This is a genomic window from Acidovorax sp. FJL06 (assembly GCF_003852545.1).
In the GTDB taxonomy this organism is placed as follows: Bacteria; Pseudomonadota; Gammaproteobacteria; order Burkholderiales; family Burkholderiaceae_C; genus Acidovorax.
In genome coordinates this window covers 136,798-163,339 of record NZ_QAJR01000029.1, presented here as the reverse complement: position 1 = coordinate 163,339, position 26,542 = coordinate 136,798, and the positions used below count along the sequence as shown (strand labels likewise).

27 protein-coding genes are annotated in these 26,542 nt (G+C 68.3%); 16 read left to right on the top strand and 11 right to left on the bottom strand.

The features are described from left to right. Positions 1-52: 52 nt before the first annotated feature. Together DBV10_RS16775 and DBV10_RS16770 are read right to left on the bottom strand one after the other, a co-directional pair. The gene (locus tag DBV10_RS16775; RefSeq protein ID WP_124514727.1) at positions 53-1,006 is read right to left on the bottom strand and encodes an AEC family transporter; all 954 of its coding nucleotides are present in this window, start codon (positions 1,004-1,006) and stop codon (positions 53-55) included. Between the two features lie 228 nt (positions 1,007-1,234). Continuing rightward, positions 1,235-2,509: an ABC transporter substrate-binding protein gene (locus tag DBV10_RS16770; protein ID WP_370451188.1), complete on the bottom strand. Its 1,275-nt coding sequence runs from the start codon at positions 2,507-2,509 to the stop codon at positions 1,235-1,237. 374 nt (positions 2,510-2,883) lie between these two features. Between DBV10_RS16770 and DBV10_RS16765 the strand changes: the two genes are divergently transcribed. From DBV10_RS16765 to DBV10_RS16755, 3 genes are read left to right on the top strand one after another with little or no spacing between them, the layout of a single operon-like run. Next, positions 2,884-4,959: an ATP-dependent helicase gene (locus DBV10_RS16765; RefSeq protein ID WP_124514726.1), complete on the top strand. Its 2,076-nt coding sequence runs from the start codon at positions 2,884-2,886 to the stop codon at positions 4,957-4,959. A gap of 33 nt (positions 4,960-4,992) precedes the next feature. Beyond that, entirely contained in the window at positions 4,993-5,511 is a 519-nt protein-coding gene (locus DBV10_RS16760; RefSeq protein WP_124514725.1) for a hypothetical protein, read from the top strand. Next, positions 5,511-6,683, top strand: coding sequence for a phospholipase A (locus tag DBV10_RS16755; RefSeq protein WP_124514724.1), 1,173 nt, complete (start codon positions 5,511-5,513; stop codon positions 6,681-6,683). The genes DBV10_RS16760 and DBV10_RS16755 overlap by 1 nt, the downstream gene beginning before the upstream one ends. Positions 6,684-6,881: 198 nt before the next feature. On the opposite strand, the gene DBV10_RS16750 is transcribed toward DBV10_RS16755, so the two are convergent. Continuing rightward, positions 6,882-7,067 (bottom strand): hypothetical protein, encoded by a 186-nt coding sequence (locus tag DBV10_RS16750; RefSeq protein ID WP_124514723.1) that lies wholly within the window; start codon positions 7,065-7,067, stop codon positions 6,882-6,884. Between DBV10_RS16750 and DBV10_RS16745 the strand changes: the two genes are divergently transcribed. Further along, complete coding sequence (locus DBV10_RS16745; RefSeq protein WP_108625920.1) at positions 7,060-7,446, top strand: hypothetical protein; 387 nt, start codon at positions 7,060-7,062, stop codon at positions 7,444-7,446. The two genes, DBV10_RS16750 and DBV10_RS16745, sit on opposite strands and share 8 nt — an antisense overlap. Positions 7,447-7,524: 78 nt before the next feature. Here DBV10_RS16745 and DBV10_RS16740 read toward each other — a convergent pair whose 3' ends face one another. Then, positions 7,525-8,004 (bottom strand): universal stress protein, encoded by a 480-nt coding sequence (locus tag DBV10_RS16740; RefSeq protein ID WP_124514722.1) that lies wholly within the window; start codon positions 8,002-8,004, stop codon positions 7,525-7,527. A 110-nt stretch (positions 8,005-8,114) separates the two neighbouring features. On the opposite strand from DBV10_RS16740, the gene tgt reads away from it, so the two are divergent. From tgt to DBV10_RS16725, 3 genes are all read left to right on the top strand, one after another. Continuing rightward, a complete protein-coding gene (gene tgt, locus DBV10_RS16735; protein ID WP_124514721.1) occupies positions 8,115-9,287 on the top strand; it encodes a tRNA guanosine(34) transglycosylase Tgt in 1,173 nt (390 codons plus the stop codon). A 121-nt stretch (positions 9,288-9,408) separates the two neighbouring features. Beyond that, complete coding sequence (locus DBV10_RS16730; protein ID WP_233589958.1) at positions 9,409-9,873, top strand: hypothetical protein; 465 nt, start codon at positions 9,409-9,411, stop codon at positions 9,871-9,873. 248 nt (positions 9,874-10,121) lie between these two features. After that, positions 10,122-11,537: a diguanylate cyclase gene (locus DBV10_RS16725; protein ID WP_124514720.1), complete on the top strand. Its 1,416-nt coding sequence runs from the start codon at positions 10,122-10,124 to the stop codon at positions 11,535-11,537. Between the two features lie 118 nt (positions 11,538-11,655). Here DBV10_RS16725 and DBV10_RS16720 read toward each other — a convergent pair whose 3' ends face one another. From DBV10_RS16720 to DBV10_RS16705, 4 genes are all read right to left on the bottom strand, one after another. Continuing rightward, complete coding sequence (locus DBV10_RS16720; RefSeq protein WP_124514719.1) at positions 11,656-12,708, bottom strand: zinc ribbon domain-containing protein; 1,053 nt, start codon at positions 12,706-12,708, stop codon at positions 11,656-11,658. A gap of 93 nt (positions 12,709-12,801) precedes the next feature. Then, complete coding sequence (locus DBV10_RS16715) at positions 12,802-13,647, bottom strand: DUF2145 domain-containing protein (protein ID WP_233589957.1); 846 nt, start codon at positions 13,645-13,647, stop codon at positions 12,802-12,804. A 101-nt stretch (positions 13,648-13,748) separates the two neighbouring features. Continuing rightward, positions 13,749-14,228 carry a hypothetical protein gene (locus DBV10_RS16710; RefSeq protein WP_199740130.1) on the bottom strand — a complete coding sequence of 160 codons (480 nt, stop codon included), beginning with the start codon at positions 14,226-14,228 and terminating at the stop codon, positions 13,749-13,751. A 123-nt stretch (positions 14,229-14,351) separates the two neighbouring features. Next, positions 14,352-14,840: a YiaA/YiaB family inner membrane protein gene (locus DBV10_RS16705; RefSeq protein WP_124514782.1), complete on the bottom strand. Its 489-nt coding sequence runs from the start codon at positions 14,838-14,840 to the stop codon at positions 14,352-14,354. 278 nt (positions 14,841-15,118) lie between these two features. Between DBV10_RS16705 and DBV10_RS16700 the strand changes: the two genes are divergently transcribed. Both DBV10_RS16700 and DBV10_RS16695 read left to right on the top strand, forming a co-directional pair. Continuing rightward, on the top strand, positions 15,119-16,300 hold the full coding sequence (locus DBV10_RS16700) for a trans-acting enoyl reductase family protein (protein ID WP_124514717.1): 1,182 nt from the start codon (positions 15,119-15,121) through the stop codon (positions 16,298-16,300). Positions 16,301-16,395: 95 nt separating this feature from the next. Beyond that, positions 16,396-17,310 carry an EamA family transporter gene (locus tag DBV10_RS16695; protein WP_124514716.1) on the top strand — a complete coding sequence of 305 codons (915 nt, stop codon included), beginning with the start codon at positions 16,396-16,398 and terminating at the stop codon, positions 17,308-17,310. A 15-nt stretch (positions 17,311-17,325) separates the two neighbouring features. Here DBV10_RS16695 and DBV10_RS16690 read toward each other — a convergent pair whose 3' ends face one another. Further along, the gene (locus DBV10_RS16690) at positions 17,326-17,841 is read right to left on the bottom strand and encodes an Lrp/AsnC family transcriptional regulator (RefSeq protein ID WP_124514715.1); all 516 of its coding nucleotides are present in this window, start codon (positions 17,839-17,841) and stop codon (positions 17,326-17,328) included. Positions 17,842-18,001: 160 nt separating this feature from the next. Between DBV10_RS16690 and DBV10_RS16685 the strand changes: the two genes are divergently transcribed. Further along, complete coding sequence (locus DBV10_RS16685; protein WP_124514714.1) at positions 18,002-19,018, top strand: 1-aminocyclopropane-1-carboxylate deaminase; 1,017 nt, start codon at positions 18,002-18,004, stop codon at positions 19,016-19,018. Positions 19,019-19,093: 75 nt separating this feature from the next. Here DBV10_RS16685 and DBV10_RS16680 read toward each other — a convergent pair whose 3' ends face one another. Together DBV10_RS16680 and DBV10_RS16675 are read right to left on the bottom strand one after the other, a co-directional pair. Next, entirely contained in the window at positions 19,094-21,040 is a 1,947-nt protein-coding gene (locus tag DBV10_RS16680; protein WP_124514713.1) for an MFS transporter, read from the bottom strand. Between the two features lie 63 nt (positions 21,041-21,103). Further along, positions 21,104-21,967 carry a hypothetical protein gene (locus DBV10_RS16675; protein ID WP_124514712.1) on the bottom strand — a complete coding sequence of 288 codons (864 nt, stop codon included), beginning with the start codon at positions 21,965-21,967 and terminating at the stop codon, positions 21,104-21,106. A gap of 123 nt (positions 21,968-22,090) precedes the next feature. Between DBV10_RS16675 and DBV10_RS16670 the strand changes: the two genes are divergently transcribed. From DBV10_RS16670 to DBV10_RS16645, 6 genes are all read left to right on the top strand, one after another. Beyond that, positions 22,091-22,831: a helix-turn-helix transcriptional regulator gene (locus tag DBV10_RS16670; protein ID WP_124514711.1), complete on the top strand. Its 741-nt coding sequence runs from the start codon at positions 22,091-22,093 to the stop codon at positions 22,829-22,831. A gap of 214 nt (positions 22,832-23,045) precedes the next feature. Further along, positions 23,046-23,438 carry a hypothetical protein gene (locus DBV10_RS23340; protein WP_124514710.1) on the top strand — a complete coding sequence of 131 codons (393 nt, stop codon included), beginning with the start codon at positions 23,046-23,048 and terminating at the stop codon, positions 23,436-23,438. A gap of 18 nt (positions 23,439-23,456) precedes the next feature. After that, complete coding sequence (locus DBV10_RS16660; protein ID WP_124514709.1) at positions 23,457-23,651, top strand: helix-turn-helix transcriptional regulator; 195 nt, start codon at positions 23,457-23,459, stop codon at positions 23,649-23,651. A 128-nt stretch (positions 23,652-23,779) separates the two neighbouring features. Continuing rightward, entirely contained in the window at positions 23,780-24,652 is an 873-nt protein-coding gene (locus tag DBV10_RS16655; RefSeq protein ID WP_124514708.1) for a TetR/AcrR family transcriptional regulator, read from the top strand. Continuing rightward, positions 24,649-25,209 (top strand): DUF2867 domain-containing protein, encoded by a 561-nt coding sequence (locus DBV10_RS16650; RefSeq protein WP_124514707.1) that lies wholly within the window; start codon positions 24,649-24,651, stop codon positions 25,207-25,209. The genes DBV10_RS16655 and DBV10_RS16650 overlap by 4 nt, the downstream gene beginning before the upstream one ends. Next, on the top strand, positions 25,202-26,542 hold the full coding sequence (locus tag DBV10_RS16645) for an AarF/ABC1/UbiB kinase family protein (RefSeq protein WP_124514706.1): 1,341 nt from the start codon (positions 25,202-25,204) through the stop codon (positions 26,540-26,542). The genes DBV10_RS16650 and DBV10_RS16645 overlap by 8 nt, the downstream gene beginning before the upstream one ends.

Below are 26,542 nucleotides of genomic sequence, written 5' to 3'. Positions count from 1 at the left end.
TTGGCCTCTGGCGCCCATGGCAAAGCGCTACCAGCTACAAAATCAGTAGCATTCAGGTCAGCAGCGCCACCGCCGCCGAAAAGCTCAAAAACGCCAGTGCGGTGGACACCAGGATGATGCGCGCCACGCGCCCGTTGTTGGCGCCGAACTTCTCGGCCAGCAGCGAGACGTTGCTGGCGCTGGGCAGCGCAGCCAGCAGCACCAGCACCGTGAGCGCAAACGGCGTGAGCGGCACGCCCATCGCCATGGCCGCCCGGCCCACGCTCCACACCAGCAGCGGGTGCACCAAGAGCTTGGCCAGGGCCACGGGCACGTAGTCGCGGGCGGGCACCTGTTCGTGCTGGTTCATCTGCGAGCGGGCCAGCACCGCGCCAATGGTGAACAGCGCCACGGGCGAGGCCGCATCGGCCAGCATGGCGATGGTCTTGTCCACCGGGCCGGGCAGCTGGAACTGCAGGGCCGAGGCCAGCGCCCCCAGCGCAATCGACCAAGGCATGGGGTTGGTCGCCATGCCCTTGAAGGCACTGCGCAGCGCCACACCCACGCCGTGGGTGCCCGCGCCGTCCAGGCGCGACAGCGCGATGCACAGCGAGCTGGTGACGACCATGTCCACCACGATGGTCACGATGGCCGGGCCCGCGCTCTGCGCGCCCAGCAGCGCCACCAGCAGCGGCACGCCCATGAAGCCAGTGTTGGGGAAGGCGGCCACCAGCGCGCCAAAGGCCGCGTCGTTCCAGCCGATGTGGGCCTTGCGCGTGAGCGCCACCGTGGCCCCCACCATCACCAGCGCGCACAGCCCATACACGCCCGCCACGGCCGGGTCCAGCAGCTGGGCGATGGGCGTGCTGGCGCCAAAGCGGTACAGCATGCAGGGCAGCGCGAAGTACAGCACGAAGGCATTGAGCCCCGGGATGGCCGGTTGCGGCAGCACGCCACGCCGCGCGGCCAGGTAGCCGCAAAGCACGAGGGCGAAGAAGGGGAAGGTGACGAGGAGGACGGAGAACACGGAAGCTATTGTCGGGCGGCCTGCGCCATGCCGGGCCGCACCGTCAGCGCAGAGTCAGACGGGGGTCATCGCACACAACGCATGCGGCAGAAGCAAAAAGCACCTCGGCATCTCCACGGATTTGCATTCAATCGGATAACTAGGCGGGGAGCCGCAGACAGTGCTGTAGCACGGCAAGGCTCCCTCCACACCCAAGAAGGACGTTAGCCGGTTGAAGGCAAAACCGTCTCACTGCTTGCGCTGGATGATCAGGTTGCGCTTGGCATCCTCGGGGTAGGCAAAGGTGATGGCGCCGTTCTTGACCATGCCCATGACCAGCATGTTGCGCGTGATCGCGTCCTTGTCCTGTGCGCTGAAGGGCTTGTCGTAGGTGGTGACCACGCCGTAGTAGGTCTTCATCTTGCCCTCCAGCGACTCCTTGATGGCCTTGCCGTTCAGGTTGCCGTCGCGGATGCCGAGGAAGGAGTACATCAGCAGATAAGTGGCGTCGTAGGCATTGGCCGCCGCCATGGGCACGGCCACCTTGCCCTGGTATTTGCGGGTGTAGCCCGACAGGAAGGACGCGCGGCGCTCGTTGCTGGGCTCGGCGATGAAGGTCTGCACCATGAGCGCGCCCTCGGCCGCATCCTTGGCGCCCTCGAGGAAGAAAGGGAAGGACAGCGGCCAGGGCCCCACCTGCGGCACCTTCCAGCCAAGCGCCTTCTTGCCGTTGGCGATGGCCGCGTTCTCCGGCCCCACGGTGTAGCTGTAGACCACGTTGGCGCCCGCGCTGCGCGCGGCGGTGAGTTCGGCCGTGAGGTCCTTCACCCCCAAGTCAAAGCGAGCCACGTACACGGGCTTGAGGTTCTTGGCCGCCAGCGCGGCCACCACGTCGTTGTAGCCGCCTTCGCCGTAGCCGGTCTTGTCGGCAAAGATGGCAACCTTGTCCCAGCCGCGTTTGACGATGTCGTCCACCAGGAAGGGCGCCTGGATCGCATCGCGCGCCTGCACGCGAAAGATGTAGCTGTCGGCGGCCGGGTATTTGGCCGTCACGGCCGTGCCCGTGGCGCAGGGCACGATGAGCGGGCTCTTGGCGTCCTGGAACAGGTCGATGGCCTTGAGCGCCACGCCGGTGTTGCAAAAGCCGATGGTGGCGACGACCTTGTCGGCCAGCAGCTCCTGCGAGGCCTTGCGGCCCTGGTCGGGGTTGGCCGTGTCGTCCTTGATGACCAGCTCCAGCGGCCGGCCCAGGTAGCCGCCCACGGCGTTGATCTCGTCCACCGCCAGCTTGATGCCGTTGAGCATGGGCACGCCAAAGTCGGCCGAGGGCCCGGTGAAGGGCCCCACCACGCCGATGCGCACGGGCGTGGTGCTGCCGATCTGGGCCTGTGCGGACGGCACCGCCGCGCAGGCCAGCACCCCGGCGGCAACAACGGCGCCACCCCAGGCTTTGCACCAGGAAACAAGGCTGTGCGCCCCCGCGGCGGCGGCGGCAGGAGAAAGGGGAGAGACAAGAGGAATCATGGGGGGCTTATTTTTTTGCGTACCTCGCGCATGCCGCCACTGCCTTGCAGGCGGGACATCCAGCGCGCGTTCGTGGTCATGGGGTCCGTGGGGCCACCCTGCCCCGCAGGCAGGGATGAACGAGTATCAAATTGTGAAAACGAAGCCCCTAGCGGGGTTTCCCGGAGCGCAGCTCCCCAAGGCCCGTTCCCGTCCCCTGCCGTCAGCCGAGCGTCAGCACACCGTCAGCCCCGTGGAAGGATGGGCCCGCCCCGGCGCCCACCGGGCGCGCCGGTATCATTGCGCGCTTTGCGGCAGGGCCTGCGCCTGCTGCCGCCGTTCCGGTCCTCCCCCGATTTCCGTCCTCTTTCTGCGTTTCGCGCCCCCCTGCCCCCATGTCTGCCGGTCTCAATCTCGCCCAGCTCCAGGCTGTCCACTACACCGACGGGGCCTGCCTGGTGCTGGCGGGCGCGGGCTCGGGCAAGACGCGGGTGATCACCATGAAGATCGCTCACATGATCGAAAAAGGCATGGACCCCAAGCGCATTGCGGCCATCACCTTCACGAACAAGGCGGCGTCGGAAATGCGCGAGCGCGCCCAGCACCTGATCGGCCGCCGCGCCAAGGAGGTGCTGGTGTGCACCTTCCACGCCCTGGGCGTGCGCATGGTGCGCGAGGACGGCAACGTGCTGGGCCTCAAGCCCCAGTTCAGCATCCTGGACGCCGACGATGTGACGGGCATCCTGAAGGAGGCCTCGGGTGGCACCACCGACATGGCCACGGCGCGCCAGTGGCAGTGGGTCATCAGCAAGTGGAAGAACATGGGCCTGACTTCGGCCGAGGCCCTGGCGCAGGCGGCGGACGACAACGAACGCACCATCGCCACGCTGATGGTGCGCTACGAGGAGCGCCTGGCGGCCTACCAGAGCGTGGACTTTGACGACCTGATCGGCATGCCGCTGCGCCTGCTGCGCGACTTCCCGGAAGTGCGCGCCAAGTGGCAGGCGGCGCTCTCGCATGTGCTGGTGGACGAATACCAGGACACCAACGCCACGCAGTACGAGCTGCTCAAACTGCTGGTGGGCCAAAACGGCCACTTCACGGCCGTGGGCGACGATGACCAGAGCATCTATGGCTGGCGCGGCGCGACGCTGGACAACCTCAAGAAGCTGCCCATCGACTACCCGCACCTCAAGGTCATCAAGCTGGAGCAGAACTACCGCTCCACCAGCGCCATCCTGCGCGCGGCCAACAACGTGATCGGGCCCAACCCCAAGCTCTTTCCCAAGACGCTGTTCAGCGAGCTGGGCGAGGGCGAGCCCGTGCGCGTGATCGACGCCGACAACGAAGAGCACGAGGCCGAGCGCGCCGTGGCCCGCATCCAGAGCCTGCGCGCGGCCAGCAACCCGCCGCCGGACTGGAAGAACTTCGCCATCCTGTACCGCGCCAACCACCAGGCCAAGCCGTTTGAAAAAGCGCTGCGCAAGGCCAACATCCCCTACAAGGTGTCGGGCGGCACCAGCTTTTTCGACCGCGCCGAAATCAAGGACCTGTGCGCCTGGTTCCGGCTGTGGATCAACAACGACGACGACCCCGCATTTCTGCGCGCCATCACCACCCCCAAGCGCGGCATTGGCCACACCACACTCGCGGCCCTGGGCGCGTTTGCCACGCAGCACAAGCAAAGCATGTTCGGCGCACTGTTCAACGGCATGCTGCCCGCCGCCGTGCCCAAGCGCGCCATGGACGGTCTGCACGAGTTCGGCCGCTACATCAATTACCTGGAATACAGCGCGCGCCGCGTGCATGGCGCCGAGGAGTCGCGCACCTTCCTGAACGACTGGCTCAAGGAAATCGGCTACGAGCAGCACCTCTACGACAACGAGGACAGCGAGAAGGTGGCCGCCGCCCGTTGGAGCAATGTGATGGAGTTCTGCGACTGGATGGCCCAGCGCGCGGGCGGGCAGATTGATGACACCGCAGGCGCCGTGGTGGCCAAGGAGACCAAGAGCCTGCTGGAGGTGTCGCAGACCATTGCGCTGCTCTCCACCATCAGCGAGCGCGAGAAGGAGCAGGACATGGTTGTGCTCTCCACCCTGCACGCGAGCAAGGGGCTGGAGTGGCCCCATGTGGTGCTGGTGGGCGTGACCGAGGGCATGCTGCCCTTCAAGCTCGACGACGACGAAGGCCGCCAGCAGAAGGTGAGCGACGACACGCTGCAGCGCCTGCAGGAAGAGCGCCGCCTGATGTACGTGGGCATCACCCGCGCCCAGCGCACCCTGGGCGTGAGCTGGACCAAGCGGCGCAAGAAGGGCCGCGAGATGGTGGCGGCCCAGCCCAGCCGCTTCATCGCCGAGATGGGCCTGGACAAGACCACGGCCCGCGAAGACCCACGCGAAAAGCTCAAGGCCCTGCGCGCCGAGTTTGCCGCCAAGAAGGCGCTGGCCGCCGGCACGCCCCCTGCCGCCTGACGGGCCCTGCGCCCCCCTGACATGAACGCCTGCATGCCCCGCATCCCCCCGCACTTCGGGCCGCTGGCCGCTTTGATTTTGATAGCTGCTAGCGCATATCCCATAAGCGCCAGCAGCCAAAACAAGCCCACACCCAACACCAACACCAACGCCGCCAGCGCCGCCTGCCCGGCTGCGGCCGACATGGGCCACCAGCACCTGCAAGGCCGCTGGCAGGCCGAGCTGCGGGCCCCGGCCACCGAAGGCCCCACCCCGCCGCCGCCCGCCACGGCCCTGCTGCAACTGGGCCCGCACCCCGAGCTGGCGCAGAGCGTGCGCGGCACCGTGCAGCGCGCGGGCAGCCAGGCCCAGGTCAGCGGCGATGTGGACGACGGCGACCTGACTCTGGAAGAATCGACCAACGGCACCAACATCAGCGCCACCTGGACAGGCCGGGTGGTGGATGGAAGTTGCGGCAAGGAAATACGCGGAACATGGAACAACGCCCACCCCACGCCCCCGGCTCCCGCAGCCATCCCGTTTGTGATGCGCCGGCAGGCGGGGTGGCAGTGATGTCCGCCCAGGCCCCCACCACCTTCACGCCCCTGCTCCACACGGCGGCGCTGGTGCTGGCCGCCCTGGCCCCTGCTGGCGCCGCACTCGCGCAGGCCACGCCCGCAGCGGCCACCGGTGCCGACAGCGCCTGGCGCCGGTGCACCGCGCTGCCGGGCGACAACCAGGCGCGCCTGGCCTGCTTTGACCAGTGGGCGGCCGAGCAGGCCTGGAACGCCCCCGGCGCCTCTGCCGCCGATGCCGCCGTGCCCGCCCCCGTGGACACCACGCTGCCCGCCACCCGCATCATCGAGGTGGCGCGCACCGAAGGCTGCCGCGACCCGCAGTACAGTGACCTCTCGCGCTTCTGGGAGCTGGAGTCGGGCAGCGACTGCGGCACGTTCAGCTTCCGGGGCTACCGGCCGATCACGGTGTCGGTGGTGGCAGGCAGCAACGTGAACCGCCAGCCCACCTCGGACGCGGCCGGCCATTCGGCCACCGAATCCACGCCCTACCGCCGCACCGAGAACCGCATCCAGCTGTCGGTGCGCACCAAGCTGGCCCAGGGCCTGCTCACGCAGGGCCACCCTACGCTCAAGGATTCGGTGTGGTTCGGCTACACCCAGCAGTCGTACTGGCAGCTGTTCACGCCCGAGATCTCGCGCCCCTTCCGCGCCACCGACCACGAACCGGAGGTCATGTACGTCTACCCCACCACGGCGCAGCTGCCGTTGGGCTGGAAGTGGCGCTACAGCGGCATCGGCCTGGTGCACCAGTCCAACGGCCAGAGCAACCCGCTGTCGCGCAGTTGGAACCGCGCCTACCTGATGACCGGCATGGAGCTGGACAACCGCTTCAGCGTGCGGGCGCGCCTGTGGAAGCGCATCCCTGAAAGCGCGGGCAGCGACGACAACCCCGGCATCAGCGACTACATCGGCCGGGGCGAGCTTGCGGCGTCCTGGAACATCGACAAGGACAACACCCTGGGCGCCACCGTGCGCCACTCGCTGGCCCGCAGCGACCGGGGCTCGGTGCGGCTGGAGTGGATGCAGACCCTGGGCAGCGGCCTGTGGGGTGGCAAGAGCAACCTGCGCCTGCACACCGCACTGTTCAGCGGCTATGGCGACAGCATGATCGACTACAACCGCAAGCGCACGGTGTTCAGCGTGGGGCTGAGCCTGGTGGATTTTTAGCAGGTACATCCCCCTGAGGCGCTGCGCGCCTTCACCCCTTCTCTCGAATGGCTGCGCCATTCGGGAAGGGGGACGCAGCCCTCGCTGCGGGGCGGCCCTTGCTCGGCTGCCCTGGTATGGGCCGTGCCAGTTGCATACGCCTTGGAGAAACACTGGCCAACTGCAAACCAAGGCCAGGCTGGGGGCGCTCACAACTCGTTACGACATCGTTCTCAAGTTTTCAGGAATAGCGCCGACGTGCCGCCACAATGGAATGCGCACCGACACCAGCATGGCGCCCTTGCCACGCACCCGATAAGCGCGGCTTTTTGGCCGCAATACCAGCCATTGCCCTGTGCGTGCACCCTCGAAAATGCCAACAGAGAGGAACACACCCATGGACATGCAATACCAGCTCAAGGCAGGCAGCTACTACCTGTATGACATGCGCGAGGCGCCCAGCGCCGTCACGGGTGAACGCCGCTTCAAGCTCAAGACCGACACCGTCGCCATTGCGTTCGACAAGCACACGGGCGAGGTGCACCAGCATGGCAGCCCCACGCGCATCCAGTCCTGGGCCAACAACACGCGCCGCCGCCTGCGCGCCGCCGGGGCGCAAGACGTGGCCAATGACATCGTCGTGGTGTCGGGCCCGCTGCCCGTGGACGAACTCAACAAATGCCTGTGGGTGCGCGGCTACGTGCGCCGCATGTTTTCGCGCCTGGCCACCCTGCCCCATGGCAAGCTGCAGCGGCCTGCGGAGCCGTTTCGCAAGGCGGCCTGACCAGGGGCACGCCCTTCACACTCTCCGCCAGGGCCGCACGCAGCGGCCCTTGTCTTTTGGGCATGCCCCGGACAGAACTCAGGCTTCCGAGCCCTCCGCCATGCCGTTTTCCAGCGCCTCCAACACCTCGGCATGCTTGACGATGGTCACCGGCACCGGGCTGGCATGCGCCACCTCCTGCGACACCGAGCCCAGCAGCGCGCTGCTGATCGCGCCCTGGCCCTTGGCACCGATCACGACCATGTCGCAACCCGAGCGCTCGATCATGTCCACCAGCGTGTGCGCCACGTCGCCCACCCCCACGTCGGTTTCATAGGCCACCCCGGCGGCCTCCAGCAGGACACGCGCCGACGCCATGAGATGGTCACCCGCCTCCAGGCTGGCGGCAGCAATCAGGTTCGGGTCGCGCGTGGTCACCAGTTCGTACAGCGTGGCGGGTTCCTGCACGTTGGCCAGCACCACGGTGGCCTGAAGCCCCTGGCGCACCAGCGCCAGCGCGTGGTGCACGCCGTCCAGGGAGAGTTCGGAGCCATCCACGGCAATGAGGATCTTGAGCATGTTGTTCTCCTTGCAATACGGTAAGGCCAGTGTAGCGACGGCCTGCGCGAGCGCCAGTCCATAACCTTGAACCAGATCAGGCAAGCCCGTCTGGGACAATGCGCCCCATCATGCTGCAGTTTGACCTTCTCACCACCGACCCCACCAGCCACGCACGCCGTGGCCAGCTCACGCTCAACCACGGCGTGGTGCAAACCCCCATCTTCATGCCCGTGGGCACCTACGGCACCGTCAAGGGCGTGATGCCACGCAGCCTGCACGACATGGGCGCACAGATCATCCTCGGGAACACCTTCCATCTGTGGATGCGCCCGGGCCTGGATGTGATGCAGAGCTTTGGCGGCCTGCACGGCTTTGAAAAGTGGGACAAGCCCATCCTCACCGACTCGGGCGGCTTCCAGGTCTGGAGCCTGGGCGCGATGCGCAAGATCACCGAAGAGGGCGTGACCTTCGCCAGCCCCGTGAACGGCGACAAGCTCTTCATGTCGCCCGAGGTGAGCATGCAGATCCAGACCACGCTCAACTCCGACATCGTGATGCAGCTCGACGAGTGCACGCCGTATGAGACCAAGGGCCACAAGACCACCGAGGCCGAGGCGCGTAAGAGCATGGAGATGAGCCTGCGCTGGGCCCAACGCAGCCAGGACGAGTTCCACCGCCTGAACAACCCCAACGCGCTGTTCGGCATCGTGCAGGGCGGCATGTTCAAGAACCTGCGCCAGGAGTCGCTGGAGCGCCTGGTCGAGATGGACTTCCCCGGCTACGCCGTGGGCGGCGTGAGCGTGGGCGAGCCCAAGGACGAGATGCTGGACATCATGGCCCACACCCCGCACCGCCTGCCCGCCCACAAGCCCCGCTACCTGATGGGCGTGGGCACGCCCGAAGACCTGGTGCAGGGCGTGGCCGACGGCGTGGACATGTTCGACTGCGTGATGCCCACGCGCAATGCGCGCAACGGCACACTGTTCACGCGCTATGGCGACCTCAAGATCCGCAACGCGCGCCACAAGGCCGACCACCAGCCGCTCGACACCAGCTGCACCTGCTACGCCTGCGCGGGCAGCACGGGCGTGGCCTGGGACGACGGCGGGCGCGAGGGCTTCAGCCGCGCCTACCTGCACCACCTGGACCGCTGCGGCGAGATGCTGGGCCCCATGCTCACCACCGTGCACAACCTGCACTACTACCTGAACCTGATGCGCGAAGTGCGCGAGGCGCTGGACGCGGGCGCCTTTACACAGTTCCGCGCACAGTTCAAGGCGGACCGGGCGCGCGGGGTGTGACCGCAGCCACCGGCATCAAATGCTACATATTTGATAGCAAATAGCACTTGATCCGATTGCCCCAGGAGCCAGAATCATCCACAAGCTACTGCACCACCTGCTGCGCTGGCCCGGCCGCGTGATGGCGGGCCTGGCCAGCGGCCTGCTGGCGCTCATCATCCTGTTCGAGGAATGGGGCTGGGTGCCGCTGCAGCAGCTGCTGGCCCGCATCGGCCGCTGGCCCGGGCTGCGCTGGATCGAGGGCTGGGTGCGCAGCCTGCCACCCTGGGCGGCCGTGGCGCTGTTCGCGCTGCCCACGCTGCTGCTGTTGCCGGTGAAGCTGCTGGCGCTGTGGGCCATCGGGCACGGGCATGTGGTGCTGGGCATGCTGGTGATCCTGCTGGCCAAGGTGGTGGGCACGGCCGTGGTGGCGCGGCTGTTCACCCTCACCCAGCCCGCGCTCCTGCAGCTGCGCTGGTTCGCCTGGGCCTACAGCCGCTGGACCCACTTCAAGCACGCCGTGCTGGAGCGCGCCCGCGCCTCCTGGGCCTGGCGCGTGGCCCGCGTGATTCAGCGCCAGTGGCGGCAGCGCTGGCGCCGGCGGTGACCTGACAGCCGGCGCGATGGACCGCGCTGCAGGCGCCGGTTGATGCTCTTTTTTAAGAGCAACCTATCCGATCCCGACAGCCCCCAGAGCTCCAAAAAACACCGCCCGCCCCCCAACGCGCAAGGGTGCCTGTAGCGCCGGGCTATTGGAGATTGTCAACAAATGTTTCAATGCTCCCTGCGGCCCCGCGGCCAGCCCACCGGCTGCGGGGACAATCGGGGGCTGCCCATTGCCCCCGCCCACCCACCATGCTCCGCCCCCTCGCACCCACCCGGCCCCTGGCGCCTGCGTTCGCCTGGCTGGGCCTGGGGCTGCTGATTTTCGGCGCCTGCCTGGTGGGCATCTTTGCGCGGCCCATTGGCTTCCTGTCGGCGTTCTGGCCCGCCAACGCGCTGCTGCTGGGCCTGCTGGTGCGCTACCCCCACCTGGCCCGCCCTCCCGCCTGGGTGGCCGCCGCCGTGGGCTATGTGGTGGCCGACCTGGCCACGGGCAGCGCCTGGGGCATGGCGCTGTGGCTCAACGCCGCCAACCTTCTGGGTGCCACGGCCGGCTGGCTGGTGCTGCGCCGGCTGGACGAAAGCATCCGGCGCCTGCAGCGCACGGTGTCGGCGCTGTACCTGCTGCTGGCGGCGCTGGCCGCGAGCGCCGTGGGCGCGCTGGCGGGCTGCGGCGCCGCGCCCGTGTACTTCAACGCCCCCTGGACAGACCTGCTCTCGCTGTGGTTCAGCACCGAGCTGATGAACTACATGCTCATCGTGCCCGTGGTGCTGGCCGCACCGCGCGCTGACGCCCCCCCCCTGGCCACACAGGGCACCCAGGGCGTCTCGTGGCTCTGGCGCGTGGCGCCCGTGAGCTCGCTGCTGCTGGCCGAGGGCATCCGCACCGTGATCGGCGGGCCGGGCATGCTGGCCTTTGTGGTGCCGGGGTTGCTGTGGTGCGCGCTGAGCTACAGCCCGTTCGTCTCCAGCCTGCTGTCGCTGGTGGTGTGCCTGTGGACCACGGCGGGCGTGGCCATGGGCGTGCTCAATTTCACACCCGCGCATGCGGGCGACGTGTTCTCGCTGCGCGTGGGCGTCACGCTGCTGGCGCTGGGACCGCTGGCCGTGGCCTGCGCCAGCGCCGCACGCGCCGAGGCCCTGCGCCGCCTGGACCACGCCGTGCGCCACGACGACCTGACCGGCGTGCTGGCGCGCCGCGCGCTGCTCAAGCAGGGCGCGCGGTTGCTGGCCAGCCACCAGCATGGGTCCGCCGGGGCGGCCGTGCTGATGCTGGACGTGGACCATTTCAAGCAGGTCAACGACCAGTTGGGGCATGGCGCAGGCGACCAGCTGCTCATCGGCATCGCCCGGACCATGGCCAGCACGCTGCGCCCCCAGGACCTGCTGGGCCGCCTGGGCGGCGAAGAGTTTGCGGCGGTGCTGCCCGGCGTGTCGCCCGCCGAGGCCCACGCCATGGCCGAGCGCCTGCGCAGCGCGGTGGCGCAGCAACCCTTTGCCACCGCCCCCGGCGGCCAGGGCACGCCACAGCATGCCACCGTGAGCATCGGTGTCGTGCACAGCGCCACCATGGGCAGCGATGCCGACATGGATGTGCTGCTGCTGGCGGCCGATGCCGCGCTCTACCGGGCCAAGGCCGAGGGGCGCGACCAGGTGGTGGTGGGGTAGGCGCCCTCCCCCTGGGCGGCAGGGCAGCCCTTGCACGGCGGCCCTCGACGGGGCCACGCCCGTTGTACGCGCCCTTGGCAAAGGGCAGATCAGGCCCGCCCAGCGCCGGGGAGATGGATCACTCCTGCGCCAACTTGACCCCCGCCCCCGTGCCACAGGCGTGGCAGAAGCGCGCAAACGCGCTCTTGCGGGTGCTGCACTGGCCGCAGTGGTCGAACAGGCCGATGCCGCAGTGCGGGCAGAAGTCGATCTTCTCGTTCTTGAGGTCCACCGGGCGCTCGCAACCAGGGCACACGCTCTTGGCCAGGCGCGCCAGGGCCACGTCGTAGCTCAGCTCCTTGCGGCGCTCCTGGTCGGGCAGCGCCTCGGCCAGCTTCTGGCGCTCCAGGTAGCGGTTGAGCGCCTGGATGGCATAGCGCCCCACCACGGCCGTCACGGCAATGCCCACCACGTAGCGCACATAGCCGCCGTAGCTGGGCAGGTAGGGCACCAGCTCCACGAAGAACGCGAACAGCGCGAAGAAGATGAAGCCCCACACAAACGGCCAGTAGGTGCTCTTGCGCTGCTTGACGAACAGCCAGCCCGCAATCGCCAGCAGCGGCAGGGTGAGCGCCAGGCGGTACAGGAACACGCGCAGCTCGACCTTGCGGCGCTCGGCGGACAGTTTGTCGTAGCCATCGGCCTCCAACCGGCCCAGCCGCTCCTGCGCAGCCGCTGCGCCCTGGCGGGCGTCCAGCGCGGCCTGCTGCTGCGCCTCGACCGCCTGCTGGGCCTTGCGCTCCACGAGCTTGAGCGCATCAAGCGCCTGGGTGCGCGCGATGACCTCGGGGTCCTGGTCGGCACGCTGGGTCACGCTGCGCGTGGACAGCCAGTTGGTGAAGCTCTCGCGCTCGGCCTGGCTCTCGCTGCGGACCTTGCTGCGCTGCAGCTGCGCCTGCTCCAATGCAGCCTGCGCGTCCTGCTCGGCCTGGCGTGCGGTCTTGACCTCGGCGCGCAGCTTGTCGGCGGCGGCCTTGTCCAGGAAGTCATCCACCCGCAGCGGGGTCTCGACCTTGGGCAGATCGCCCACGATGGTGCCGCCCAGCCCGATAAGAAAGCTGGCAAACACCAGCGCCACCAGCCACAGGCCGCGGCGGAACCACTTCTCGGACAGTCGCAGGGATTTGCTCATGCTCTTCTCCTCGGGGGCACAGGGCCCGGTTTGAATGCTCCGCTATTGATAGCTTGTCGCGCGCATCTGCCGTGCGCTTTCCGGCATTTTGATTCAGTTCTTCAGCGCCAGCACCACCGGCGCCGATGCCAGCTGCGCCCGCTGCAGCCAGGCCAGCACCGAATCGACCGTGACGGTTTCGATCCGGTCCGAGAAGCGTTTTTCGTTCGGATGGTCGTCGAACGCAATGTTGGCCGAACCCACGCGCCCGCCCATGCGCGTGAGCGGCCCGAGCTTGAGCGTGGTGGGTTCGTAGCCCTTGAACTGCAGCCAGGCCTGTGCCTGCTCGCGCGTGCGCACGGTGGCGGGCTCCATGGCCAGGGCCAGGGTCTCCAGCGCCCACTGGTTGGACTGCTGGTATTTGCGGCCCCACGCGTAGCTGACCATGCTGTAGGGCGGGTGCTGCAGCGTCTTGGTACGGCCCTTGTCCTGCAACACGGCCAGCAGGCGTTGTTGCACCTCGGGCACGGGCACGGTGTACACGGCTTCGTAGCGCCACAGGTCGTCCAGGAAGAACTCGCCCAGCCCCTGGCGGTACAGGTGGCCCACGGCCGTGCCGCATTCATTGAGCTTGTGCGCCACGCGCCACGGCCCCTCGGGCGTCTTGTAGGCCCAGCCGAAGTGCGAATAGCGCAGGCTGTACTTGCTCAGGTCCTGCCCTGCGCGGGCCAGGGCCACCACCTGCGCCCCCGACTTGGCATGCTCGGCATCCAGCGCAGCGGATGTTTGCTCGGCCAGCTTCATGCCGCGCTCGATGACCTGTGGCGGCACGGGCTTGCGCGACTCGCACGAGCGGCCGGCGTGCGCAGGCGCCGTTCCCGCTATCGCGAGAACAGCTGTCAGTACCGCGAGCCCATGGCCGATGAAACTGGCACGGCCCCAGCCAGGGATGCCGAACAAGGGCCGCCTCGCAGTGAGGGCATCGTCCCCCTTCCCGTAGCGCGCAGCGCGTAGAGAGAAGGGGGAAGCCGCATCGCGGCTCAGGGGGTTGTACCTCATGATCACAGGCGCTCGTTGTGCAGCAGCGCACGGCCGATGGCGTTGGGCACAAAGGCAATGGCCTCGCCCGCGGCCGACAGGATCACGCCGGTGCCGATCACGCTGCAGCTCACCACCGTGCCCACGGCATAGGCCGAGCCGGCCACGCCACGGCCGGCCACCTCCACACTCACCTGGGCGCCGTCCGAGGCACGCTCCAGCAGGTACACCGTGCCCACGGCGGAGGCTTCGACCGCCCGTACCGTCAGCACCGCACCGCCCACCGACAAGGCGGCAGGCACCGCCACCACGGCACCCGCAGCGGCCGATGCCACCGAGGCCGTGCCCACCACCGAGGCCACGGGCAGCAGCGACAGGGCGGCCGACACCTCGCTCTGGGCATGGGCCGGAGCCGCCGCCAGGGCCGCGCACAACACACCCGCCGCCATCAGGGCACGAGACAGGCGGACCTGGCCCCACGAAGAAAACACCGTCTTCATCATCATTCACTCCTCAGGGTGCGGCCCCTGCGCGCATCCAGGGCGCCGGGTGGACCGGGTCGGAAGACCAGACAAGAAAAATCACCAGCAGGGCGGCGGGTTGCCGCCTGCACACATCCGATGCGCTCAGTTCGCGCTGTTGCCATGGGCCGCCGCCTGCGCAGCTTCGCGGCGGCCTTGCAGGCGGGCTTCGATCAGATCGGCCTCGTGGCGGTCGCGCAGCATCTTGGCCAGTGTGAAGGCCGTGGTGATGAGGTACAGCCAGCTCACCCCCAGAAAGGCCTTGTAGGTCACATTGATGCCCATGCTCAGCAGGCCCCAGCCCGTCAGGCCCATGGCCACCGCAAAACCGCCCCACACCACCAGCTTCCACATGGGGGTGTCCCCTCCGCCACGGCGCGTGGCGCTCTCGTTGTCCCGCACGAACTTGGCCAGCACAAACGCGGCCGAGAGGCAGAACACATAGCCCATCACCATGAAGGCCTGCTCCAGCTGCTCGCCAGGCAACCAGGCCAGGCCCACGGCACACAGAAAAACCGCGATGCCGAACGAAACCCACACCTGCAGCTGCCAGGCCTTGGTGTCACGCTGAACAACGATGGGAGAAGAAGACATTGCCGTGGTGCCCTGGGGGCGTTGGTTGAACACGGGACGGATGGTGCCCAGACGTAACTTGCGTGTCTGCATTCAACCGTAACAGTGGCCACCCGCAGCCTGCAAAGTATCGTTTGGCGGTACTTTTTCTCGAAAACCCCGTTGTTTACACCCTACGCAGGCCATGCAGCGCACCTGCGCGACAGAGCCCGCCGGCCCTGCCAAAGAGAATGGCACGCACCCCGGCACGGCACCACCAGCGGCCTGCGCCGGCCTGTTTGATTGACGGAGACCCCACCATGACCCCACCTTTTGACCTCGTCGTCCACGGCGCCACCGGCTTCACAGGCCGCCTGGTGGTGGAATACCTGCTGCAACGCTACCCCGCAGGCAGCGGCCTGCGCTGGGCCATGGGCGGGCGCAGCGCCGACAAGCTGGCCGCCGTGCGCGACGAGCTGGGCGCCCCGGCCGACACCCCGCTGGTCGTGACCGACACCAGCAACCCCGCCAGCCTGCAGGCGCTGATGGCCCAGACCCGCCTGGTGCTGACCACCGTGGGCCCCTACCAGCTGTATGGCAACGAACTGGTGGCCGCCTGCGCCGCCAGCGGCGTGGACTACGTGGACCTGTGCGGCGAGCCCGCCTGGATGCGCCAGATGATCGACGCGCACGAGGCCACGGCGAAGGCCAGCGGCGCACGCATCGTGTTCTCGTGCGGGTTCGACTCCATCCCGTTCGATTTGGGCGTGTTTCTGCTGCAAAAGGAATTTGCCCAGCGCTTCGGCCACCCCGCCCCCCGCGTGCGCGGCCGGGTGCGCAAGATGAAGGGCACCTTCTCGGGCGGCACGGCCGCGAGCCTGAAGGCCACCATGGCCGCAGCCGCCACCCACCCTGCGGTGCTGGACCTGCTGAAGAACCCGTTCTCGCTCACGCCCGGCTTCGAAGGCCCGCGCCAGCCCTCGGGCCACAAGCCCATGGTGGACGAGGCCCTGGGCGACGGCATCTGGGTGGCCCCGTTCGTGATGGCGGCCATCAACACGCGCAATGTGCACCGCTCCAACTTCTTGCTGCAGCACGCCTACGGCACCGACTTCGTGTACGACGAAATGCTCATCACCGGCCCCGGTGAAAAGGGCGAGGCCATCGCCAACGCCGTGGCGGGCGACAAGTCGCTGGGCTCGGACAAGGGCCCCCAACCGGGCGAAGGCCCTTCGCGCGAGGAGCGCGAGAACGGGTTTTATGACGTGTTGTTCCTGGGCTCCGACGACGCAGGCAACACCCTGCGCGTGGGCGTGAAGGGCGACCGCGACCCGGGCTATGGCTCCACCTCCAAGATGATCACCGAGGCGGCGGTGTGCCTGCTGCAGGATGCCACCGCGACTCCGGGCGGCATCTGGACCACTGCCCCCGCGCTGGGCGACAAGCTGATCGCGCGGCTGCAGGCCCACGCGGGGCTGAGCTTCACCGTCGAACCGGCGTAACGGCCTGGACCACCCCCGGGGCTTGTCCGTTTTCGCACCAGGCAGGTCCTGAAACGCACGGCCACCGGTCCGCCAGGGGCCCGAAAATGCAGAGCATGTACTCTGCCCTGCGCCCCCGTGACCTGGCCCTCGCCCTGCTTGTCATCGTCGTCTGGGGGCTGAACTTTGCCGTGATCAAGGTGGGGGTGGCCGATGTGCCGCCCCTGCTGCTGGGCGCGCTGCGCTACCTGCTGGCGGCGTTTCCGGCGCTGCTGTTCGTCAAGCCGCCCAAGGTGCCGCTGCGGCTCTATCTGCTGTACGGCATGACCATGGCCGTGGGCCAGTTTGCGCTGCTGTTCACCGCCATCCACATCGGCATGCCGTCGGGCCTGGCCTCGCTGGTGCTGCAGGCGCAGTCGTTCTTTACGCTGCTGCTGGCGGCCTGGTGGCTGCGCGAGAAATGGCAGGGCAACCAGGTGGCGGGCCTGGCGCTGGCGGGCTGCGGGCTGGTGCTGATTGGCAGTGCGCATGGTGCCGCGATGCCGCTGGCAGGCTTTGCGCTGACCGTGGCGGCCGCTGCGCTGTGGGGCTGCGGCAACATCGTCACGCGCGCCGTGGGGCGCTATGGGCCGATGAACCAGTTTGCCTTCATCGTCTGGTCCAGTGTGGTGGCGCCGCTGCCGTTTGTGGCGCTGTCCCTGCTGCTGGACGGGCCCGCCACCGTGTGGGCCGCTGTGCAGCACCTGTCGTTCCAATCCATGGCTGCCGTGGCCTACATCGCGTGGATCTCGACCCTGCTGGGCTTTGGGCTGTGGACCTACCTCATGTCACGCTACCCCGTGAACCGGGTGGCGCCCTTCACGCTGCTGGTGCCGGTGGTGGGCCTGACCACGGGCTGGGTGGTGTTTGGCGAGCAGTTGCTGCCCGTGCACTTTGCAGGCGCGGGGCTGCTGATGGCGGGCCTGGTGGTCAACCTGTTTGGCGGCCCGGCCTGGGCAGCCGTGGTGGGGCGGCTGCGCGGCGCCCCGTGATCCCCTCCAGGGCCGCTACAAGGCCATCGGCAGCTCGGTGGTCGACAGCACATTGCGCAGCACCATGAACGAGCGCACCTGCCGCACCCCGGGCAGGTAGATGAGCTGCTCGGCATGCAGGCGGTTGAAGCTGTCGTTGTCGCGCGTGCGCACCAGCATGAAGTAGTCGAACTCGCCGGTGACCACATGGCATTCCATGCAGCCGGAGATCTTGGCGGCGGCCTTTTCAAACTCGGCAAACGACTCGGGCGTGGAGCGGTCCAGCACCACGCCAATCATCACCAGCATGCCCGCGCCCACGGCCTTGGGGTTGAGCAGTGCCACCACCTTGTCGATGAGCCCCAGGCGCTTGAGCCGCTCCACGCGGCGCAGGCAGGCGGGCGGGCTCAGGTGCACCTTCTCGGCCAGGGCCACATTGGACAGCGAGGCATCGCGCTGCAGCTGGCGCAGGATGGCTTTGTCGGTGCGGTCCAGCTCGGCCGACACATCGGCCTGCTGCACATTCTTGGCACGAACTTTTGTTGCGCACATGGTTGATTTGGAGAAATTTTTGTCTTCACTATTCTGCGGCAGAAAACCATAACGCTGAAATCAATTCCAAATTTGCAACCACGTGACGCGCGTGTTTTTCTACGATGAAGGCACTGCAAGCCCTCTCTTGCACCACCCCTTGATCGACCGGAAAACCGCCATGAACCTGCAGAAATTTGCCCGCCACCCGCTCACCTTCGGCCCCTCGCCCATCACGCCGCTGCCGCGCCTGTCGGCCCACCTGGGCGGCAAGGTGCACCTGTATGCCAAGCGCGAGGACTGCAACTCGGGCCTCGCCTTCGGCGGCAACAAGACGCGCAAGCTCGAATACCTGATCCCCGAAGCCATCGCAGGTGGCTACGACACGCTGGTGTCGATTGGCGGCATCCAGTCCAACCAGACGCGCCAGGTGGCCGCCGTGGCCGCCCACCTGGGCATGAAGTGCGTGCTGGTGCAGGAGAACTGGGTGAACTACTCCGACGCGGTGTACGACCGCGTGGGCAACATCGAGATGAGCCGCATCATGGGCGCCGACGTGCGCCTGGATGCGGCGGGCTTTGACATCGGCATCCGCCCCAGCTGGGAGCAGGCCATGGACGACGTGAAGAAGGCGGGCGGCAAACCCTTCCCCATCCCCGCGGGCTGCTCCGAGCACCCGTACGGCGGCCTGGGCTTTGTGGGCTTTGCCGAAGAAGTGCGCCAGCAGGAAAAAGAGCTGGGCTTTGCGTTCGACTACATCGTCGTGTGCTCGGTGACCGGCAGCACGCAGGCCGGCATGGTGGTGGGCTTTGCGGCCGATGGCCGCGCGCGCAAGGTGATCGGCATCGACGCCTCGGCCAAACCCGCGCAGACGCACGCGCAGATCCTGCGCATTGCCCAGAACACCGCGAAGCTCGTCGAACTGGGCCAGGACATCACCGCCGAGGACGTGGTGCTGGACACGCGCTACGGCGGCCCCGAATACGGCCTGCCCAACGAAGGCACGCTCGAAGCCATCCGCCTGTGCGCACGCCAGGAGGGCATGCTGACCGACCCGGTGTACGAAGGCAAGTCCATGCACGGCATGATCGACATGGTGCGCAAGGGCGAATTCCCCGAAGGTTCCCGCGTGCTCTATGCGCACCTGGGAGGGGTGCCGGCGCTCAACGCCTACAGCTTTCTTTTTCGCAACGGCTGATCATTCATCCACCGCGCGCGAGGAGCGCGAGCGCCTGGCCCGGCTGGCTGGGCTCTCGCTGATCTGAGTGGCAGCTCAAGCTGCCAGCAGCTTTTGCACCCGCTCACGCAGCAAGGTGGGCTGCACCTCGGCCGGGGCCACGGCAGAGCCCACATTCAGGCCCACGCGGCTGTAGAAGCCCCGGCGGAACGGCCGCACCATGGCGCCGCCCTGCTCGATGCGGCTGAAGTACGAGCCCCACAGGTTGGTGAGCGCCATGGGGATCACCGGGGCCTCGATGCCCTCGGCGCGTGCGCGTTCGATGATCTTCATGATGCCGCCCTTGAACTCCTGCAGCTGCCCGTCCTTGGTGATGCCGCCCTCGGGGAAGATGGCCAGCAGGTCGCCTTCGCGCAGCACCTGCGCGGCGCGCTCGAAAGCCGCTTCGTAGGTCTTCGGGTCTTCCTTGTACGGCGCGATGGGGATGGCCTTGGCCAGGCGGAACAGCCAGCCCAGCACCGGCACGCGGAAGATGCGGTGGTCCATCACGAAGTAGATGGGCCGGGGGCTGGCGGCCATGAGCAGCACGGCATCGACAAAGCTCACGTGGTTGCAGGCCAGGATGGCCGCGCCCGCCGAGGGCAGGTGCTCGTCGCCCTGTACCTTGAAGCGGTACACGAAGCGCGAGGACACCCAGGCCACAAAGCGCAGCAGGTACTCGGGCACCAGCATGAAGATGTAGAACGCCACCACCGCATTCGCCAGGCCGGTGAACAAGAAGATCTGTGGCACGGTGAAGCCCGCGCCCAGCAGCGCGCCCGCGATGAGCGAGCTGGCGATCATGAACAGGGCGTTGAGGATGTTGTTGGCCGCGATGATGCGCGCGCGGTGCGTGGGCTGGCTGCGCATCTGGATCAGCGCGTACATGGGCACGCTGTACAGGCCGGCGAACAGGCTGAGCAGCGCCAGGTCCAGCATCACGCGCCAGTGCGCGCCCTGGGCCATGAAGGCCGCCAGGCCCATGATCTCCGACGGCGGCAGGCTGCGCGAGGCGAAGTACAGGTCGATGGAGAACACGCTCATGCCGATGGCGCCGAGCGGCACCAGGCCGATCTCGACATGGCGGCGCGAGAGCACCTCGCACAGCAGCGAGCCGATGCCGATGCCGATGGAGAACACCACCAGCAGCAGCGAGGCCACCTGCTCGTTGCCATGCAGCACGTTCTTGGCCAGGCTCGGAAACTGCGACAGGAACACCGCGCCGAAGAACCACATCCAGCTGATGCCCAAGAGCGAGCGGAACACCACGATGTTGCCGTGCGCGAGCTTGAGGTTGCGCCAGGTTTCGGTGAAGGGGTTCCAGTTGATGGTCAGGCCCGGGTCGGTGGCGGGCACCGAGGGGATGAACTGCGCCACCGCGCGCCCGATGAGCGCGGCCACCACGCAGGCGATCGCCACCGTGGTGTGGCCAATGCCGGGGATGGCCACCAGCAGGCCGCCCGCCACGTTGCCCAGCAGGATGGCCACAAAGGTGCCCATCTCAACCATGCCGTTGCCCCCCGTGAGCTCGCGCTCGCTGAGCACCTGGGGCATGTAGGCAAACTTGACGGGCCCGAACAGCGTGGAGTGCACGCCCATCAGGAAGGTGCACAGCAGCAAGATGGACACATTGCCCGCGATGAACCCGGTTGCCGCCACCAGCATGATGGCGATCTCCAGGTTCTTCACGAAGCGGATCATCTTCGTCTTGTCGTACTTGTCGGTGAGCTGGCCCGAGGTGGCCGAAAACAGCAAGAACGGCAGGATGAACAGGGCGCCAATCACCAGCCCCGCCATCGCGGGCGGCAGCCAGTCCACGCTGAGCTGGTAGGTCACCATCACCGTGAACGCGAACTTGAACAGGTTGTCGTTGGCCGCACCGGAGAACTGCGTCCAGAAGAACGGCGCAAACCGCCGCTGGCGCAACAGGGCAAACTGGTTCGGGTCCTCGTGCGCAGGTATTGAGGTTGGTGCCACGCTGGCGGACGGGGTCTCGGGGTGCATGCGTTTCTCCTCGTTTCCGATGGGTTGGCTTTTGGGAATGTTGGTCTTTGCGGTGCCCACGCATCAGGCGCGTGATCGGCGGGCGCCACCCACGGTGTGGGCGCCATTCTGCCCGGATGGCGTGGCGCGCGGCGCGCCCTGGGCGACGCTGTTGCGCAATGCCGCCAGTGCCGACAGCACCGGCCAGGCGGCGCCCGCCGCCAGCAGGTGCTTGAGGGTGTGGCCCGACACCCATTGCGCCGTGGCCTCGAACACCGGGTGGTCGGCGGCTTCGAAGAGCTTGGCCAGCGCATACAGCGCCATCACCGCGCCCAGGTGCAGCGCCAGTGCGCCCTCGCGGCGGGGCAGGCAGGCCAGGGCCAGCACCACCAGCATGCCGCCCAGCTGCACCACGGCCCAGGGCAGCAGGTTGCCGCTGCGCGACCATCCCACCACGGCCACGCACCCCGCCAGCAGCACGGTGGCGGCCAGCGCCGCTCCAGAGCGCAGGCTCACCCGGCTGGCGGCGGCCAGGCCCATCAGGCCCGCAAACGGCAGCACCATGCCCATGCGGTCCCACAGCAGGCCCCCATCCTGCGGCTGCCAGTGGTAGAGCATGGAGCCCCCGGCCGTGCACAGCAGGCCCACGAAAAACAGCGCCGCCAGGGCCTGCGTGGGGGCATCCAGCGCCCCCTGCGGCACCCGGCGCAGCAGCGCCAGGCCCCACAGGCCCGCCATGGCAAAGGGCAGGTTGCTCAACACGTCCAGCGCGCAGGGCATGCCCCACAGCGCCCGCTGGTCGGCAAAGGCATGCTGGTGTGCGCTGGCAGGCAGCACCGGCCCGAACAGGGCCAGCGCCAGCAGCGCGGCCACGGCCAGCAGCAGGCCGGTTTCTGCGCGGGTCAAGGCCTGGCGGCGCGCAGGGCAAGGGGATACGGCAAAGGTCATGGTCGTGGCATCCGGGAGTGAGTGGTCGATGCCGCGCAGTGTGGGCAGCGCCCCGCCGCGCGCTGGCCAAAAAGTCGCGCGAAGGGCTACCCATGGCACCCCGGGTATTGATAATCGATACCCATGAGCACCACCGCCGACCTCGTCACCGCCCTGAAAAAGGAACTCAAGGCCGCCCAGATGACCTATGCCGACCTGGCGCAGCAGCTGGGCATGGCCGAGTCCAGCGTCAAGCGCATGCTGGCCAAGGGCGACATGCCGCTGTCGCGCATCGACGCCATCTGCCGCGCGCTGGCGCTGGACTTTGCCGACCTGGCGCGGCGCGTGGCCGAGAGCCAGCCCCTGCTCAAGGAGCTGAGCCAGGAGCAGGAGCGCGCCGTGGTGGCCGACAAGCGGCTTTTGCTCATGGCCATCTGCGTGCTCAGCCAGTGGACGCTGGAGCAGGTGACCACCACCTACCGCCTCACCGAGGCCGAGGGCATCAAGTACCTGGCGCAGCTCGACCGCATCGGCATCATCGAGCTGCGCCCCCTGAACCGCTACCGCCTCAAGCTGGCCAAGACCTTCCGCTGGCGGCCCCATGGCCCGGTGATGAACTACTTCCGCGAGCACGCGCTGCTCGACTACTTTGCCGGGGGCTTCGACGGCGCGGGCGAAGGCGTGCTGCTGGTGCACGGCACCATCAGCCGCAGCCTGGCGCCCGCCTTCATGGAGCGCATGCAGCGCGTGGCCCAGGACTTTGCCCAGCAGCACCTGGCCGACCAGAAGCTGCCGCCGCGCGAGCTGGAGGGCTACACCCTGCTGCTGGCCCTGCGCAGCTGGGAGTTCGAGGCCTTCACGGGCATGCGGCGGCTGCCCCCCTGAGCCGCTGCGCGCGCGGCACCGCGAAGGCGGGCCAGCGGTTACTACATTTTTGATAGCTGCTTGCGCTTTCCCCATAAGCGATAGAGGCAGAAAAGCCCACAGCCCCTCCCCCCGTTCTGTGCACTGCACCCCAAGAAGTCAAAGAAACTTGACACTCCCAAACGCCTTGGACCACAATTTATCAAACAAACTTTACTTTTGAGGACGGCGTGCCATGAACGAATTTCCTTCTCCCGTGGAACAGATCAGCTACCTGGCCAAGGTGCTGGTCGGGCTGCTGGTGGTGATCCTGCTGGGCCTGGCCAGCCTGGAGCTGTCGCACCTGCCGGGCGCCCCCGGCAAATGGGCGGCAGGGCTGCTGGCCGGCGCATGTGCGCTGCTGGCCTGGGCGGGCCACCGCCGCTACCGGCGGCTGGATGAACTGCAGCGCCAGATGCATGGCCGCGCCTGCCAGTGGGCGGTGGGCCTGGTGCTGGCCAGCCTGCTCGCGGTGTCGGCGCTGCAAGCGCTGGGGCTGGCTTCGTCGGTGCACCCGCTGGCCGTGGCCGCAGGGCTGATCGCCGCCTGGGGCCTGGGCCTGTGCATCACCCACCACCGGCTGGACTGAGAGGCCGAAGCAAGCCCCATGCGCAACCACCTCCGAACCCTGCGGCAGGACCGCGGCATGACCCAACAGGCCCTGGCCGATGCCCTGGGCGTGAGCCGCCAGACCGTGCACTCCATCGAGGCCGGCAAGTACGACCCCAGCCTGCCGCTGGCCTTCAAGATCGCGCGGCTGCTGGGGCGGGCCATCGAACAGGTTTTCGAGCCCGAGGACTGAGCCTCCGCCGCCCCCCGTGGCCCCCGCGCACGGCCTGTCGCCCGCAGGGTTTTGGCAGGCCTGTTGACGCTACAATGAAAATTTACTATTCTTTAAATCATTGATTAATTCGATTTAAAGATAGCAAATTGAAAACCACCCGCCAACAGCAAGACGCCACCCGCCGCCAGATCGTGGCCAGCGCGGTGGACCTGATGACCCGCCAGGGCTTCGACGGCACGACGATGAAGGACATCGCGCGCGCCGCCGGCATTGGCGATGCCACGATCTACAAATACTTCCCGACCAAGGACCGCATCGTGCTCGGCTACCTGGACGAGGTCGTGCACCAGGCCCTGGCCGACACGCTGCAGGCCCCCTGCTTCACCGACTACACCCTGCAAGAGAAGCTGCAGCGCCTGACGGATGCGGTGCTGGAGCAGCTGCTGGCCGACCGCGAATTCGTGGCCCAGCTGCGCAGCCTGGCGCGGCGCTCGCCGCTGTCGATGCTGGCCGAGCCCCTGGCCGCGCGGCAAAGCCTGCGCGAGGCCGTGGCCAGCTTTCTGGAAGCGGCCGAGGCCAGCGGCGAGATCGAGCCCTGCGACTTCAAGGGCCTGGCAGGCGGGCTGTACACCGACTACCTGGCCGGGGTGGTGAGCTACTGGCTGGCCGATACCTCGGATGAATTTGCCGACACCACGCAGCTGGTGGACCTGTCGCTCGGGGTGCTGGTGCAGGCGCTGCGCAGTGGGCTCGTCAACCGCGTGCTGCAGCTCGGCGGCTTTGTGCTGCGCAGCCAGATGGCCCGCATGGCGCAGCATGGCAGTGGCCTGCTGGGCATGCTGCAGCTGGCCAGGCAGGCCATGGCCAGCGCGCCCTCCGGCCCCGCCAAGGCACCACCCGACACGGCCCGGCCCGCAGAGCCCGCCCCCCAGCGCACGCCCCGCACCGCCCGCGCCCACCCCGAGGCCGCAGCGCCCGCCAAAGCCCCCGGCGCCGCCCGCAAAAGGAAGTCCGCATGACCCCTCACCCCGCCCACGCCCCCGCCGTGCGCGAGATCCCGGTGCCCTCGGGCACCGCCATCCACGCCACCCTGCCCGGCGCGCAGTTCTTCGACGCCTACGAAGTGGCCGACCCAGAGCCCACCCGCAGCGCCCTGCAGGCCTGGCTGGACGTGGTGGCCCGCACACCGCGCTGGACGCAGCAGCTCATGGCGCTGCGCAACCGGCTGGTGCGCCTGGTGGGCCTGAAAGACCTGGGGCAGCTGCACGACGGCCACCCGCCCGCCAGCGGCCGCTCCCTGCGGGACGCGCGCAGCTACCAGGTGGGCGACCGCGTGGGCATCTTCCTCATCCGCCACCTGAGCGACACCGAGGTGGTGATGGGCCAGGACGACAAGCACCTCAACGTGCAGGTCTCGCTGTCCAAGCACGGCCCGGGCAGCGGCCCGGCCACGGTGGCGATCAGCACCGTGGTGCACATCCACAACGCCCTGGGCCATGCGTACATGGCCGTGGTCACGCCGTTTCATCGGCGCATTGCGCGGGCCATGGTGCAGCGCCTGGCCGACCATGGGTAGCGCCCGCGCCCCCCGCACGGGCCGGCTCGCGCGCGGCACCATCACGGGCCTGGCCGCAGCGCGCATCGGCATGGCCCAGCTGGGGCACCGCGTGCGCACGCCCTCGGTAGCGGCCCAAGCCGAGCACGAGGCCGCGCTGGGGCGCATCCTGTTTGGCGCGCTGGGCCAGCTGCGCGGCTCCGCACTCAAGGTGTCGCAGCTGCTCAGCATGCACCCCGGCCTGCTGCCCGATGGCGTGCGGCAGGAGCTGGCACGCGCCCACCACCAGGCGCCGCCGCTCAACCGCGCGCTGGTGGGGCGGGTGTTCCGCCAGGCTTTCGGGCAGGAGCCAGAGGCGCTCTTCGACCACTTCGAGCCCACCGCGTTTGCCGCCGCCAGCCTGGGCCAGGTGCACCGCGCGCAACTCGCGGGCCATGGCACCGTGGCCGTGAAGGTGCAGTACCCCGGCATCGCCGCCACCATTGCCAGCGACATGCAGCTGATGCGCACCGCGCTGCGCGCCCTGGCCCACACCGACCTGCCGCTGCCCGCCGACGCGGTGGTGAACGGCGTGATGCACGAGATCGAGGCCACACTGCTGCGCGAAGTGGACTACCTGCAGGAGGCCGAGCAGCTGCAGTGGTTTGCACAGCACGCCGCGCGGCCCGGCGTGGCAATGGCCCGGCCCCTCCTGTCGCACACGCGGGCCCAGGTGCTCACGCAGCAGCACCTGCCGGGCCAGCACCTGCAGGCCTGGCTGGCCACGCAGCCCCCGCAGGCGCAGCGCGACCAGGCCGGGCAGCACCTGTGGGACTGGTTCATGCACTGCATCTTTGCGCTGGGCCGGGTGCATGCCGACCCGCACCCCGGCAACTTCCTTTTTTCGGCAGATGGCACGGTGGGCGTGCTGGACTTTGGCTGCACGCGCAGCCTGTCCGGCGGCTTTCGGCACCAGGTGACACAGGCCTGGTCGGCCTTGCTGCGGCCGGCCGCCGACCCACTGCGCGACGCGCAGGTGCTGCAGGCCTACCAGGCCCTGGGGCTGGCCCGTGCCGACCTGGACCTGGCCACCTACACCCACGCCCTTGCGCCCGCGCTGGCCGAGATGCAGGCCTGGCAGATCGAGCCCTTCACGCAGGCGGTGTTCGACTTTGGCCGCAAGACCCCGCCGCCCCTCACCGCCCCCCAGCACCAGCGCATGCTGGGCCGCCACCTGGCGCAGGTGCCCGGCGAGATGCCCGCGTTCGAGCGCATGTGGATGGGCCTCATGCACCTGCTCACCCAATTGGGTGCGCGGGTGCGTACCTCCAGCCCCCTCTTCCCCCGCGGCACCGCCGCCACCCGGAACCCCTGA